Here is a 13,778-nt window from a genome sequence, read left to right as displayed (position 1 = left end):
CGGCCGCGCGTCGCCGCAGCTCAGCGCCCCGCCGCACGCTTGGCGGCGATCCGCTCCGGGTAGGAGGCGCGGCACAGGCCACCGGCGGACGGGGGAGCTCATGGCCGAGGGGACCGAGGGCACGGCCGAATGGCGCGGCCAGGGCGGCGACGTCGAGCGCCGGGACGAGCGCGCCGGGCGTGACGGCCGCGCGAACGTCGACCGCACCGCCATCGACCACGCCGCCGCGCGCCGCTCGTCGAACCGCGACGAGCCGGACGTCCTGCTGGACGTGCCCGACCTGACGGTCGAGGAACTCGACCTCACCGTCCAGGACCTGCGGGCCAAGGTCTCCCTCCAGGCCGAGGTGCTCGACCTCGTCCGCCTCAACGTGGGCGCCGACGTCTTCCTCGGCCAGGTCGACCTGACGCTGAAGGGCGTGCACGCGCAGGCCCTGCTGAAGGTGCGGCTGGACAACGTCGCGGCGATCCTCGAACGCGTCCTCACCACGATCGACAACAACCCCGACATCCTGCGGGACCTGACCCGGGGCGCGGGCGCGGCCCTCCAGGACGTCGGCGGCGGCGCCCGCGGCGCCCTGACCGAGGTCGGCCGGGGGGCCGGCGACACCCTCCAGGGCGTCGGCAGGGGCGCCGACAAGGCCCTCGGCGAAGTGGGCCGCGGCGCGGCCGGCACCCTCCAGGGCGTCGGCCGCGGCGCCGGCAAGGCCCTCGGCGAGGTCGGCCGCGGCGCGGGCGACGCCGTCCAGAACGTCCCCGACGTCGCCAGGGACGCCACCGGCGCCGTGCGCGACGTGGGCGACCAGGCCACCGCCACCGTCCGCGACACCACCGGCAAGGCCGCGGACACCGCCCGCGACGCCACGAACCAGGTGACCGACACCGCCCGCGACACGACCGGCCGGCTGGCGGACACCACCGCCCAGGCGACCGACACCGCCGGGCAGGCCGTCACCACCGCCCGCGACAGCGCGGACCAGACCGTGAACACCGCCGGGCAGGCCGTGGGCGCCACACACGACGCCGCCGGTCAGCCCTCCCGTGACGTGCGCGACAGCGACGACCCCGCTCCGCGGACAGCGCGCAACGGCAGCGAGCGCCCCGCGCGCGGAACGCGCGAGCCCGACGAGCCGAAGACGGTCCGCGGGCCAGACAACAGCCCGGCCCACGAGCCGATCAACAGCGCGGACCGCGAGCCGGACGACGGCCCGAGCCGCGAGCAAGGCTCCGGCTCGGGGCGCGAGGCGAGCCACGACGTGAGGCGTGAGCGGAGCGACAGCACGGGGCGCGGACAGGGCGACAGCGCGGAACGCGAGCAGAGCGACGGCGCGGAACGCGAGCAGAGCGACAGCGCGGAACGCAAACAGAGCGACAGCGCGGAACGCAAACAGAGCAACGGCGCGGGGCGCGGGCGGCACGGCAGGGCTGGACGGGAGCGGGTCGTCGGGGGTGCGGCGGCCGGGGCTGTGCGCGAGGTCGTCGGGGGGGCCGGCGGGGAGGCGGCTCGGCTGACGGGGGACATCAGCGGCGGGGCGGCCTGGGTGGCGCGCGAGGCCGCCGGGACGACGCCGCCCCAGGGTGTGCGGCGGGTGCGGCCCATCGCGACCGTGGAGAGTCCGGCCGCGCGCCGCGAGGAGCGGCGGCCCTCGGGCGGCGACGCGTCCGGGCGGGCGGCGGCGGGCGACACCGGGCCGGCGCCGGCCGGCCGCACGGCGCCCGCCCACAACGTCCGCCAGGACGGCGACACCGACGGCTACATCGGGCCGGTCGCCAACCCGCAGCGCGAGCGGCTGTCGGCCGAGCAGGGCGAGCGGCTGTTCGCCGGCCGACCCGAGCAGGACACCGGGGTCGCCTGGCAGACGGCCGAGCCGTTCCACGCGCCCGGCCACGTCCCGCACGGCGAAGCGCGGCGGGAGCAGCCGCCGAGCGAGCTGTCGCCCGCCAAGGTCGCCGGCGCCCTCGCCCGGCAGTCGTTCCGGGTGGGACGGGAGGGCGCCCGCCTCGTCACCGGCACCGCCCGCGAGCTGGTCAAGCGCGCCCTCGACGAGTAGCCCCATCATGACCACCCGGTCATCGAACGTTGAGATGCGGCGTGTTGTCCACTTTCGATCTTCGAAGTGGGCAACACGCCGCATCTCGACGGGGGGCGACCGGGTGGTCACGGGGCGGGCGGAAAACCGGTGGTCCGGCCGGGCGTCGCGGGCCTAGCCTGCGCTCCGTGCGCGATCTCGTAGCCCTGCCGAAGGCCCACCTGCACGTCCACCTGGAGAGCTCGGTCCGCTGGACGACGCTCCAGGAGATCGGCGCCGCCAACGGGCTGGACGTCCCGGCGCAGGCGGCCCCGTCCGGGTTCGCCGGCTTCTTCGAGCAGAACACGCTCGTGCGCGACTGCCTGCGGACGGCCGGCGACTTCCGCCGCATCGCCTACGAGTACTGCGCCGACGAGGCCGCGCAGGGCACCCGCTACGCCGAGCCGTCGTTCACCGCCGCCGCCCACGGCGAGCGCCTCGGCGCGCCGGAGATGCCGCTGGAGGCGGTCCTCGAAGGGCTCGCCCGGGGGCGCGAGGACTTCGGGATCGAGACGCGGCTGATCCTGGACCACTCGCGCCGCCGCTCCGTCGAGCGCGCCCGGCGGACGCTGGAGCTCGCCCGCCGCCACGAGGAGGTCGTCGCCGTCGGCCTCGCCGGCGACGAGGCGCATCCCGGCGAGCCGTTCGAGGCGGTGTTCGCCGCCGCCCGCGACGCGGGCCTGCACGTCGTGCACCACGCCGGGGAGGCGGCGGGGGCGGCGAGCGTGCGGCAGGCGATCGGCGGCGGCCGCGCCGAACGGCTCGGCCACGGCGTCCGGGTGCTGGACGACCCGGACCTCACCGCCGAGGTCCGCGAGCGCCGCATCCCGCTGGAGGTCTGCCCGTCGTCCAACGTCGCGCTCGGCTTCGCGCCGTCGCTCGCCGGGCATCCGCTGCCGCGCCTCCGCGACGCCGGGCTGCTCGTCACGGTGAACACCGACGTCCCGGCGATGACGGGCGCGCCGCTCGCCGCCGAGTACGCGCGCGTCCGCGACGCGTTCGGGTACGGCGACGCCGTCCTCGCCGAGCTGGCCCGCAACGCCGTCGCCGCCTCGTTCGCGCCCGCCACGACGAAGGCCCGCCTTGACGCCGGGATCGGCGCTTGGCTCGCCGCGCCCGCCGCTCAGTAGCGGCCGACGCGCATCAGGGGGCCGGCGCGGATCTCGCGCAGGAACGGGTCGCCGTCGCCCTCCCACGCCTCCCGCGCCCGGACCACCGGGTGGACGGGCAGGCCGAGGCGGGCGGCGGACTCCTGGGCGGCGTCGTAGGCGGCGACGCGGTCGACATCGCCGACGACGAGGACCTCCACGTCGCCGGGCGGCCCGCCGTCGGGCGACGCGTAGTGCGCCGCCCACGCCCCGAACAGGTGCAGCTCGCGGACGCCCGGCAGGCGGCCGAACTCCTCGCCGAGCACCGCAGCCGGCCCGAACGTCAGCGCGAGCAGGCGGGCGAGCGGCTCGTAGAGGGGGCTCGCGGCGTCCCGCGCGACGAGGCGGCCGGAGGCGCCGCGCCGCAGCGCCACGAGCCCGGCGCGGGCGAGCCGGTCGACCTCGGCGACCACCGAGGCGAGGTCGGTGCGCAGCATGACGGCGAGGTCGAGCATGGTGAGCTCGCGGGCCGGCCCGAGCAGCAGCCGGGCCAGCACCTCGCCCTGCAACCGGGAACGGAAGATCGGCAACCGGTCCGCCGCGCCCGCGCCCCGCATGTTCGATCGCATGTTCGAATACTAGGCGCGGGGTACGACAGAACCCGCGGTCAGCGCTCGACGTAGGCGGCGAGGCCCGCCGCGAGGGCGGCGGCCGCCTTCTGCCGCCACGCGGCGCTCTTCATCCGCTTGGCGTCGGTGGCGTTGCGCATGTTGCCGCACTCGATGAAGACCTTCGGCACGGTCGACATGTTCAGCCCGCCGAGGTCGGTGCGCACGTCGATGCCGTTCTTGGCGACGTAGTTCGCGTACGGCTGCCCGCTGCCCTTCTTGAAGGCGTTGCGGACGTCGTACCCGAGCCGCTTGGACGGCGCGACGATCGGCCCGGTGTACCCCTTCACGTAACCCGGCAGGATGACGTGGAACCCCCGCTTGGACGCCGGCGCCCCGTCCGCGTGGATCGAGATGGCCGCGTCGGCGCGCGCCTTGTTGCCGATCGCGGCGCGCTGGTTCACGCACGGCCCGACGCCCTTGTCGTTCGGGCGGGTCAGCTTCACCGTGGCGCCCTGCGCGCGCAGCAGCTTCGCCGTCCGGTTCGCCACGTCCCAGGTGTAGGCGTGCTCGGTGTAGCCGGACGCGGTGGCGGTGCCGGTGGTGTCGCACGCCTTCTTCTTCGGCCCGGCCGGGACGAGCTTGTTGATGGTCTTCGGATGCTTGTAGTTCAGCCCGTTGTGCCCCGGGTCGATGACGATGACCTTCCCCGCCAGCGGCTTGCCCGCCGCCGCCGCGACGGCCCGCGCGGGCGGCGCGTCCCCCGCCGACCCGACCGCGACGCCGGCGGCGCCTCCCGCGACCGCGAGCGCGGCCGTCCCGACACCCAGAACCCGCCAAGTCACCATGGCAGCGGACGTTACAGGGCCAGACCGGCGAGCGACAGCAGCAGTCCCTTGACCTCGACCGCCTCGTACGCGCCGCGCTCCAGGGGCTCCGAGCAGAGCAGGACGGGCCCGTCGTCCGGCCCGTCCGGGAGCCGCCCGTGGCTGCCGCGCACCATCGACGGGTCGAGCGGCACGACGTCCATGCGGTAGCGGAGGCCGAGCTCCTTGCGGGCGAGCGCCCGCGCCGCCTTCGCCTTGCCGAACCGGTCGAAGAACAGCTCGGCCGGGTCGTAGCCGGGCTTGCGGTGGATGTCGACGTGCCGCGCGAAGTCGGGCGCGAGCGCGTCGTCGAGCCAGTAGTAGTAGGTGAACCAGGCGTCCGGCTCGGCGACCGCGACGAGCTCCCCCGCCCGCGCGTGGTCGAGGCCCGCGTCGGCCTTGCCGTCGCCGTCCAGCACCTCGGCGACGCCCCGCAGGTCGGCGAGGACGTCCGCGGTCGCGGCGACGTCGGCGGGGTCGCGGACGTAGACGTGCGCGACCTGGTGGTCGGCGACGGCGAACGCCCGCGACGTCCACGGGTCCAGGTACTCCATGCCGGCCTGCCGGTGCACCGCGAGCAGCCCGGCGCGGCGGAGCGCCCGGTTGACGTCCACCGGCCGCGACACCGGCGTGATGCCGTACTCCGACAGCACGACCGTGACCGCGCCGGCCGCGGCCGCGTCGGCGAGCAGCGGCGCGAGCTCGGCGTCGGCGGCCCGCGCCGCCGCGACGGCCTCGGGCCCGTCCGGCCCGAACCGCTGGAGGTCGTAGTCCAGGTGCGGGACGTAGACGAGGGTCAGGTCGGGGCGGTGGCGCTCCAGCAGCAGCCGGGCCGCGCCGACGATCCAGCGGGTGGAGGCGATGCCGGCCTTCGGCCCCCAGTAGTCGAACAGCGGGAACCGGCCGAGCGCGCGCGTCAGCTCGACCCGCAGCTCCGGCGGCGCGGTGTAGCAGTCGGGGGACTTGCGGCCGTCGGCGTGGTAGACGGGCCGCGGCGTCACCGTCCAGTCGACGTCCGCGCCCATCGCGTACCACCAGCAGACGTTCGCGACGGTGTAGCCGGGACGGGCGCGGCGGGCGTCCTCCCAGACCTTGGTGCCGCCGACGAGGCGGTGGTGCTGTCGCCAGAGCAGCACCTCGCCGAGGCCGCGGAAGTACCAGCCGTTGCCGACGACGCCGTGGCGCGCGGGCGGCTCGCCGGTCAGGAACGTGGACTGCACCGGGCAGGTGACGGCGGGCAGCACCGTCCCGAGCGCCGCCCGGCCGCGCATCGCGGCGGAGAGGCGCGGCATGTGCGCGAGCAGGCGCGGGGTGAGACCGGCGACGTCGACGACGACGAGCGAGGTCACGTGTCCTCCTTCAGCCCGAGGGCGGTGAGCCTGTCGCGGGTCCAGGCGAGTTCGGCGGCGATCCCGTCCGCGCGGTCGGGCGGGGCGCCGGGCAGCACGCCCCAGGTGTAGGTCTCGACCTCCACGTGCGGGGTGAGCGCCCGCGCGCCGCCGAGGAGCGCGCGGAGCGTCCCGTCCAGGACGTCGCGGGTGGAGCGGAGCGGCGGGGGCGGGTCGGCGTGCAGCGGGACGTGGAAGTGGACGCGCCAGGCGCCGCGCCCCGGCAGGGCGGCGGCGGGCAGGTCGTCGGCGCCCGCGCCGTGGCCGCGCTCGCGCACCTGGTGCAGGAAGCGCGGCTCGGCGTACGCCTCCAGCGCCGCCCGCCCGGCCGGGTCCGCCGGGTCGTCCAGATGCAGCGCCGCCGACGCCTGGAGCTTCACGACGGGCAGGCCCGCCGCGCCGAGGCGCGCCACCGCCTCGCCCGGGTCCTCGAACGCGACGGCGAGATGGCAGGCGTCCAGGCACACCCCGTGCCCGTCGCGCCCCGCCAGGTGCCGGACGGCCCCCTCGGTGGTCTCGACGACGCAGCCGGGCTCGGGCTCGAACCCGACGCGGATCGTCCTGCCGAGCCCGGCGAGCCCCTCGGCGAGCCGCTCGCGGTTGCGGCGCGCCGCGCCGGCGTCGCGCGGCGTCCAGGGCTCGCGCCAGGCGAGCGGCAGTGTCGAGACGCTGCCGCCGTCGGCATCGTCCGGCAGCAGCTCGGCAAGGACGCGCGCGAGGTCGAGGGTGTAGCGGAGGCGCTCGTCCCTCGTCCAGTCCGGGTGGTAGACGCGGTGCTTCACCACCCGCTCCTGGAACCCCCGGTACGGGAACCCGTTCAGCGTCACCGCCTCCAGGCCGTTGGCGGCGAGCGCCGCCCGCAGCCGCCCGGTGCCCTCGCGCAGCAGGGCGTCCACGACGGGCCGCGCCAGCCACAGGCCGACGCCGAGCAGCGGCGCGCCGAGGCGCTCGCGCACCGGCCGGGCGTGCGCCGCGAGCTGCGCGATCACGCCGTCCAGGTCCTCGGCCGGATGGACGTTCGTGCAGTACGCGAGGTGGACGCGCGTCCCGTCCGGATGGCGGAACCGCATTCAGCCGCCCCGCCGGATCGTGTTGCCCGCGTAGCCGTCCGGCGGCGCGCCGCCGTCCGGGCCGTCCAGGTCGAGGCGGCCGCTCTGCCCGTAGAACTCGACGGGGTTGCGCCACAGCACGGCGTCCACGTCGTCCTCGGAGAAACCGGCGGCCAGCATCGCGAACGCGACCTTCGCCGTCTTCAGCGGATCGCTGCGCCCCCAGTCCGCGGCCGAATTCACCAGCACGCGGTCCGTGCCGTATTCGCGGAGGAGCGCGACCGTGCGGCGCTCGTCGAGCTTGGTGTCCGGGTAGACCGACAGGCCCGCCCACACGCCCGCGTCCCGCGCCATCGCGATCGTCAGCTCGTTCAGGTGGTCGAGCAGCACGAGGCCCGGCGGCACGCCGCACTCGGCGACGACCTCCAGGCTGCGGCGCGTCCCCGCCGCCTTGTCGCGGTGCGGGGTGTGCACCAGCACCGGCAGCCCGAACCCGACGGCGAGCCCGGCCTGGACCCGGAACGCCTCCTCCTCCGCATCGGTCAGCCCGTCGAACCCGATCTCGCCGACCGCGACGACGCCGTCCTTGGCCAGGTAGCGCGGCAGCAGGTCGAGGACGGGCCGGCAGCGCGCGTCGTTCGCCTCCTTCGGGTTCAGCGCGAGCGCGCAGTGGTGCCGGATGCCGAACTGCGCGGCCCGGTGCGGCTCCCAGCCGAGCAGCGCGTCGAAGTAGTCGGTGAACGAGCCGGGGCCGGTGCGCGGCTGCCCCACCCAGAAGGCCGGCTCGACGAGCGCCCGCACCCCGGCGGCGCGCATCGCCTCGTAGTCGTCGGTGGTGCGGGAGCTCATGTGCACGTGCGGGTCGAAGAGGCGCATCACCGTGCTCCGTTCGAGACGAGGGTCGCGACGCGCGCGAGGGCGCGCGCCAGGTCCGGCGTGACGGGCCGCCCCGCCACCCGCAGCTCCCGGACGTGGTCGCCGAGCATGCGGGCGAGCTCGGCGTCGGCGCGCGCCTCCAGGCCCGCGAGGCCGTCCAGCGGCACACCCGCCGCCGCGCACTTCAGGACGGCCTGCCGGTAGGCGGGACCGTCCAGGTGCGCGGCGGCGTACGGGCCGGCGGCGCCGAGCACCGCCCCGAAGAGCCGGACGTCGTTGGCGCGCAGCGCGTCCAGCACCAGCGGGACCGCCCCGCCGCCGAGGCCGCGCCGCCCGTCCAGCACCGGCAGCGCGGCGAGGACGGCGAGGCGCTCGGCGGTGTCGCCGTGCCCGTACAGGTCGGCGAGCAGCGCCGCGAGGGCGCCGCCGCGCAGCCCGGTGGCGAGCAGCAGGTCCAGGCGGGCGCGCACGCCCGCCGCGCCGCGCCCGCAGGACCGGGCGGCGGCCGCGAACAGCGGCGCGACCGCGGCCGGATCCGCCGCGCAGCGGGCGCGCGCGTCCGCCAGCCAGGCGGCGCCCGCCGCCCCGTCAGCCGGCACGGCGCGCCTCCCGCAGGAACGCCAGGGACCGTTCGGCGACGGCGGGCCCGGCGTGCGCGTGGCGCGGCAGCTCCACCCCGACGAGGCCCCGGTAGCCCGCGTCCTCCAGCGCGGCGAGCACCGGCGGGAAGTCGATCTCGCCGTCGCCGAACTCCAGGTGCTCGTGCACGCCCCGCCGCATGTCCTCGATCTGCACGTTCACCAGGTACGGCGCCGCCCGCCGCACGCACCGCGGCACCGGCTCGGGCTCCACGCACCGGCAGTGCCCGACGTCCAGGGTGAGCCCGAGCCAGGGCGGCGCCCCGAGCCGCTCCCGCAGCTCCTCGAAGCCCGCGAGCGTCTCGACGAACATGCCGGGCTCGGGCTCGAACCCGAGCGGGACGCCGAACCGGCCGGCGTCCTCCAGCACCGCCCCGACGCCCGCGGTGAGGCGCTCCCAGGCCACCGCTTCGGGCAGGCCCGGCGGCGCGGCGCCGCTCCAGAACGACACCGCCTCGGCCCCCAGCGCGGCGCCGACCCGCACCGCGCGGCGCAGCAGGCCGACGCGGCGCGCGGCGTCCTCGGGCGCGTCCAGCAGCGTCGGGAAGTGCTTGCGGCGCGGATCGAGGACGTACCGGCCGCCCGTCTCGACGACGACGGCGAGACCGAGCGCGTCCAGCCGCTCGCGGACCACCTCAGCGCGCGCGTCCAGGTCGTCGCCGCAGGGGTCCAGGTGCATGGTGTCGAGAGTCAGCGCGACGCCCTCGTAGCCGAGTTCGGCGAGCAGCTCCAGAGCCTCGTCCAAGCGGTGGTTCGCCAGCCCGTTCGTCCCGAACGCGAACCTCACGTCGGCGACACCTTCCGCGCCAGAGCCCGCGCCAAAGGATGGGCGGCGCCGAGCGCGGACGCCGCGACGGGCCGTCCGCGCGCGCCCACGAGGGCGGCCTGCAACGGCAGCAGGCCGAGGACGCCCGCACCGGTGGCCGCGCGGACGGTCGCGGCGCGCGGATCGCGGAACGCACGCACCTGGGCGCCCCCGACCCGCACCGCGTATACGGCGACGGCGCCGGGCCGCGCCATCCGCGCCCCCAGAGCGGCGGCGACGGCCGTGGACGCGAGCGCCGTCGCGGCCCGCGCCGGGCCGCCGCCGCCCACCTCGCCCCGCGACAGCACCGTCACGCCGAACGTGTGCGCGGCGACGGCGCCGACCGCCCACCCGTCCGCGGGCCCGCCGAGCCGGACGTTCAGCGCGCGCGCAGCCGCCATCGTCGCCGGACCGAACGGGGTGTCCTTCAAGCCGAGGTCGTAGGCCCACACGGCGGCGGCCAGCGGCAGCGCCGCCCGCAGCGTCCGGCGGCCGTCCCATGCGGCGAGGGCGAGGCCGGCGCCGGTGAGCCCGGCGGCCACCGCGAGCGCCGTCCCGGGGCGCACCCGCCCGGACGGGATGGGCCGCGCGGGCCGCTCCACGGCGTCCAGGGCGCGGTCGGCGTGGTCGTTCAGCGCCATGCCCGCCCAGTACAGCGCCACCGACGCCAGCACCGGCAGCGGCCCGGCCGCCCCGCCCGCCAGCACGTCGCCCGGAACGGTCAGCGCGGCGGGCGCCCGCACCAGCTCCGCCAGCGCCCGCGCGGTCGCCCCCGCGGCCTCGTCCGGCACACCCATGGCCACACCCCCCGATGGTCACGTTGTGCGCACATGTCTATCCGGAACGTGGCCGCCGGGGAGGGCGCAGGCCGTTTGCGGCCACCGGCTGGACAGCCGCCCGGGAATGCGGAAAGGCCCGCACCCCGAACGGGATGCGGGCCTTCCGGCGCCTCGCGGCGGTCGGTCCTTGTTGTTGCGATCCTCGCCCGCTTGCGCGGACGCCGTCAGTCCTTGTTGAAGTTGACCGCGCCCTCGACCGGCGGCGGGGTGTCGGGGACGGTGGACGGCTTCGGCACACCCTTGAAGGTGAACTTGGCCGTCTCGCCCGAGCCCTCGACGCCGACGATGACGATCTGCCCGGCCTTCAGCTCGCCGTACAGGATCTTCTCCGACAGGTTGTCCTCGATCTCGCGCTGGATCGTGCGGCGCAGCGGCCGCGCGCCGAGGACCGGGTCGTAGCCGCGCTCGGCCAGCAGGTCCTTGGCCTCCTGCTTGAGCTCCAGGCCCATGTCGCGGTCGCGGAGCCGCTCGTCCACCTTGGCGATCATCAGATCCACGATCTGGATGATCTCCTTGGGGGTGAGCTGGTGGAACACCACGGTGTCGTCGACGCGGTTCAGGAACTCCGGCCGGAAGTGCTGCTTCAGCTCCTCGCCGACCTTGGCCTTCATCCGGTCGTAGGACCCCTGCTCGTCGTTGGAGCGCTGGAAGCCCATGCCCTGGCCCTTGGAGATGTCCCGGGTGCCGAGGTTGGTGGTCATGATGATGACGGTGTTCTTGAAGTCCACCACGCGGCCCTGGGCGTCGGTCAGCCGACCGTCCTCCAGGATCTGCAGGAGCGAGTTGAAGATGTCCTGGTGGGCCTTCTCGATCTCGTCGAACAGCACGACCGAGAACGGCTTGCGGCGCACCTTCTCGGTGAGCTGGCCGCCCTCCTCGTACCCGACGTAGCCGGGCGGGGAGCCGAACAGCCGCGAGACGGTGTGCTTCTCCATGAACTCGGACATGTCGAGCTGGATCAGCGCGTCCTCGTCGCCGAACAGGAACTCCGCCAGCGTCTTGGACAGCTCGGTCTTGCCGACGCCGGACGGCCCGGCGAAGATGAACGAGCCGCCGGGGCGCTTCGGGTCCTTCAGGCCGGCGCGGGTGCGGCGGATCGACTGGGAGAGCGCGCGGATGGCGTCCTCCTGGCCGATGACGCGGCGGTGCAGCTCGTCCTCCATGCGGAGCAGCCGCGAGGACTCCTCCTCGGTGAGCTTGAACACCGGGATGCCGGTCGCGGTGGCGAGGACCTCGGCGATGAGCTCCTCGGTGACCTCCGCGACGACGTCCATGTCGCCGGCCTTCCACTCCTTCTCGCGCTGCGCCTTGGAGCCGAGCAGCTGCTTCTCGGAGTCGCGGAGCGCGGCGGCCTTCTCGAAGTCCTGCGCGTCGATCGCGGACTCCTTCTCGCGCCGCACGTTCGCGATCTTCTCGTCGTACTCGCGCAGGTCCGGCGGCGCGGTCATCCGGCGGATGCGCATCCGCGAGCCGGCCTCGTCGATGAGGTCGATCGCCTTGTCCGGCAGGAACCGGTCGCTGATGTAGCGGTCGGCGAGCTGCGCGGCGGCGACCAGCGCGCTGTCGGTGATCGACACGCGGTGGTGCGCCTCGTAGCGGTCGCGCAGGCCCTTGAGGATCTCGATGGTGTGCGGCAGCGACGGCTCGGCGACCTGGATCGGCTGGAAGCGGCGCTCCAGCGCGGCGTCCTTCTCCAGGTACTTGCGGTACTCGTCCAGCGTCGTCGCGCCGATCGTCTGCAGCTCGCCGCGGGCCAGCATCGGCTTCAGGATGCTGGCGGCGTCGATCGCGCCCTCGGCGGCGCCCGCCCCGACCAGGGTGTGCAGCTCGTCGATGAACAGGATGATGTCGCCGCGGGTGCGGATCTCCTTCAGGACCTTCTTCAGCCGCTCCTCGAAGTCGCCGCGGTAGCGGGAGCCGGCGACGAGGGCGCCGAGGTCGAGGGTGTAGAGCTGCTTGTCCTTCAGCGTCTCGGGCACCTCACCCTTGACGATCTTCTGGGAGAGGCCCTCCACGACGGCGGTCTTGCCGACGCCGGGCTCGCCGATCAGCACCGGGTTGTTCTTGGTGCGCCGCGACAGCACCTGCATGACCCGCTCGATCTCCTTGTCCCGGCCGATGACCGGGTCGAGCTTGCCCTCGCGGGCGGCCTGCGTCAGGTTGCGGCCGAACTGGTCGAGCACAAGGGAGGTCGACGGCGTCGACTCGGCGGGCCCGCCGGAGGCGGCCGGCTCCTTGCCCTGGTAGCCGTGCAGCAACTGGATGACCTGCTGGCGGACCCGGTTCAGGTCGGCGCCCAGCTTGACCAGGACCTGGGCGGCGACGCCCTCGCCCTCGCGGATCAGCCCCAGCAGGATGTGCTCGGTGCCGATGTAGTTGTGGCCGAGCTGCAGGGCCTCGCGCAGCGACAGCTCCAGCACCTTCTTGGCCCGCGGAGTGAACGGGATGTGCCCCGACGGCGCCTGCTGGCCCTGGCCGATGATCTCCTCGACCTGCTGGCGCACCGCCTCCAGGCTGATCCCCAGGCTCTCCAGTGCCTTGGCAGCGACGCCCTCGCCCTCGTGGATCAGGCCCAGGAGGATGTGCTCGGTGCCGATGTAGTTGTGGTTGAGCATCCTGGCCTCTTCCTGAGCCAGAACGACAACCCGCCGCGCGCGGTCGGTGAACCTTTCGAACATCTCGTCGCTCCTCACAGAGCGGTCGGGCAGCGTCCGGAACGTCCGGAACTGTCCTTCCGCATGCTAGCCCGCCCCGTTACGATCCTCGCCCGCCTCGCGGGACGGGCGCCACTCACCATCCAACTACCGCCCGACGGCGCCATGTTCCCGCTACGCCGCAAGCGAACGGGGCCCTTTCCGCAAGTGGATCGCACACGAGCTCCGGTCGGCCTGGATTGCTTAATGCCTACCTGTCTACCGCGTCCCCGGAGCGGGAACCGCCGTTTCGCTACGCCAGAAGCGAACGACGCCATAAGCGAACGGCCCGCCCCACCGGCGCGGCGCCCGAAGAAGGGCGCCGCTCGCCGTGGACGGGCCGCGGACCGAACGAACGGCGTCAGTTGGCCGCCTCGTACTGCTCGATCACGGTCTGCGGGATTCGGCCGCGCTCGTTGACCTTGATTCCGCGGGCCTTGGCCCAGGCGCGGATCTCGGCGCTGCGCTCCCGGTTGGATCCGGTGCGGCGCGGCTTGCGCTTCGCGTGCCCCGGCTTGCGGGACTTGTCCACGAAGGGCTGCAGGGAATCCCGCAGCTTCTTCGCGTTGGCGCCACTCAGATCGATCTCGTAGGAGGCACCGTCGATCGAGAACGCCACGGTCTCGTCCGCCTCGCCGCCGTCGAGGTCGTCGACGAGAAGCACCTGGACCTTCTGTGCCATGGGGACAGGCCTTTCGCTGGAGCAAACTGCATTCGGTTCCCAAAGATATACCGCGCGGCTAGTGGCTGACAATTCAACACACGCCTTGTAGGCGTCTTGCCCTCCGGTAACGCTTCGTAATCATGCTCTTCGAATCCCGGGGCGGCGCCCGCGCGGCGCGGCAGTACGGAGGAATTGC

General features: G+C 74.9%; 12 protein-coding genes. 2 read left to right on the top strand and 10 right to left on the bottom strand.

Annotated elements, in window-relative coordinates; all coding sequences use genetic code 11:
* The first annotated feature begins 100 nt into the window (after window positions 1-100).
* Entirely contained in the window at window positions 101-2,050 is a 1,950-nt protein-coding gene (locus tag K1Y72_RS21640) for a hypothetical protein (protein WP_220168237.1), read from the top strand.
* 167 nt (window positions 2,051-2,217) lie between these two features.
* Window positions 2,218-3,198: an adenosine deaminase gene (gene add / locus K1Y72_RS21635; protein WP_220168236.1), complete on the top strand. Its 981-nt coding sequence runs from the start codon at window positions 2,218-2,220 to the stop codon at window positions 3,196-3,198.
* On the opposite strand, the gene K1Y72_RS21630 is transcribed toward add, so the two are convergent.
* From K1Y72_RS21630 to K1Y72_RS21585, 10 genes are all read right to left on the bottom strand, one after another.
* A complete protein-coding gene (locus K1Y72_RS21630) occupies window positions 3,192-3,785 on the bottom strand; it encodes a hypothetical protein (RefSeq protein ID WP_220168235.1) in 594 nt (197 codons plus the stop codon). The genes add and K1Y72_RS21630 overlap by 7 nt on opposite strands.
* A 38-nt stretch (window positions 3,786-3,823) precedes the next feature.
* Window positions 3,824-4,612, bottom strand: coding sequence for an N-acetylmuramoyl-L-alanine amidase (locus K1Y72_RS21625; RefSeq protein WP_220168234.1), 789 nt, complete (start codon window positions 4,610-4,612; stop codon window positions 3,824-3,826).
* A gap of 11 nt (window positions 4,613-4,623) precedes the next feature.
* A complete protein-coding gene (locus tag K1Y72_RS21620) occupies window positions 4,624-5,979 on the bottom strand; it encodes an alkaline phosphatase family protein (protein WP_220168233.1) in 1,356 nt (451 codons plus the stop codon).
* Window positions 5,976-7,088: a metabolite traffic protein EboE gene (eboE, locus tag K1Y72_RS21615; protein WP_220168232.1), complete on the bottom strand. Its 1,113-nt coding sequence runs from the start codon at window positions 7,086-7,088 to the stop codon at window positions 5,976-5,978. Before eboE ends, K1Y72_RS21620 begins: the two co-directional genes overlap by 4 nt.
* Entirely contained in the window at window positions 7,089-7,943 is an 855-nt protein-coding gene (locus K1Y72_RS21610; RefSeq protein WP_220168231.1) for a TatD family hydrolase, read from the bottom strand.
* A complete protein-coding gene (locus K1Y72_RS21605) occupies window positions 7,943-8,542 on the bottom strand; it encodes an EboA domain-containing protein (protein ID WP_220168230.1) in 600 nt (199 codons plus the stop codon). The genes K1Y72_RS21610 and K1Y72_RS21605 overlap by 1 nt, the downstream gene beginning before the upstream one ends.
* Window positions 8,532-9,368: a sugar phosphate isomerase/epimerase family protein gene (locus tag K1Y72_RS21600; RefSeq protein ID WP_220168229.1), complete on the bottom strand. Its 837-nt coding sequence runs from the start codon at window positions 9,366-9,368 to the stop codon at window positions 8,532-8,534. The genes K1Y72_RS21605 and K1Y72_RS21600 overlap by 11 nt, the downstream gene beginning before the upstream one ends.
* The gene (locus tag K1Y72_RS21595; protein WP_220168228.1) at window positions 9,365-10,183 is read right to left on the bottom strand and encodes an SCO3242 family prenyltransferase; all 819 of its coding nucleotides are present in this window, start codon (window positions 10,181-10,183) and stop codon (window positions 9,365-9,367) included. The genes K1Y72_RS21600 and K1Y72_RS21595 overlap by 4 nt, the downstream gene beginning before the upstream one ends.
* 206 nt (window positions 10,184-10,389) lie before the next feature.
* A complete protein-coding gene (locus K1Y72_RS21590; RefSeq protein ID WP_220168227.1) occupies window positions 10,390-12,903 on the bottom strand; it encodes an ATP-dependent Clp protease ATP-binding subunit in 2,514 nt (837 codons plus the stop codon).
* Between the two features lie 376 nt (window positions 12,904-13,279).
* Window positions 13,280-13,600, bottom strand: coding sequence for a histone-like nucleoid-structuring protein Lsr2 (locus tag K1Y72_RS21585; protein ID WP_220168226.1), 321 nt, complete (start codon window positions 13,598-13,600; stop codon window positions 13,280-13,282).
* Window positions 13,601-13,778 lie beyond the last annotated feature (178 nt).

Source organism: Actinomadura parmotrematis (genome assembly GCF_019458805.1).
Lineage (GTDB): Bacteria > Actinomycetota > Actinomycetes > Streptosporangiales > Streptosporangiaceae > Spirillospora > Spirillospora parmotrematis.
The sequence above is the reverse complement of the archived record's forward strand: the minus strand, read 5'-3'. Positions and strand labels throughout refer to the sequence as shown.

Bases quoted from the DNA above. Each gene is read 5' to 3' on its own strand.
- K1Y72_RS21630 (WP_220168235.1), bottom strand. From the start codon at position 3,785: ATGCGATCGAACATGCGGGGCGCGGGCGCGGCGGACCGGTTGCCGATC.
- K1Y72_RS21625 (WP_220168234.1), bottom strand. From the start codon at position 4,612: ATGGTGACTTGGCGGGTTCTGGGTGTCGGGACGGCCGCGCTCGCGGTC.
- eboE (WP_220168232.1), bottom strand. From the start codon at position 7,088: ATGCGGTTCCGCCATCCGGACGGGACGCGCGTCCACCTCGCGTACTGC.
- K1Y72_RS21640 (WP_220168237.1), top strand. From the start codon at position 101: ATGGCCGAGGGGACCGAGGGCACGGCCGAATGGCGCGGCCAGGGCGGC.
- K1Y72_RS21610 (WP_220168231.1), bottom strand. From the start codon at position 7,943: ATGCGCCTCTTCGACCCGCACGTGCACATGAGCTCCCGCACCACCGAC.
- K1Y72_RS21590 (WP_220168227.1), bottom strand. From the start codon at position 12,903: ATGTTCGAAAGGTTCACCGACCGCGCGCGGCGGGTTGTCGTTCTGGCT.
- K1Y72_RS21585 (WP_220168226.1), bottom strand. From the start codon at position 13,600: ATGGCACAGAAGGTCCAGGTGCTTCTCGTCGACGACCTCGACGGCGGC.
- K1Y72_RS21595 (WP_220168228.1), bottom strand. From the start codon at position 10,183: ATGGGTGTGCCGGACGAGGCCGCGGGGGCGACCGCGCGGGCGCTGGCG.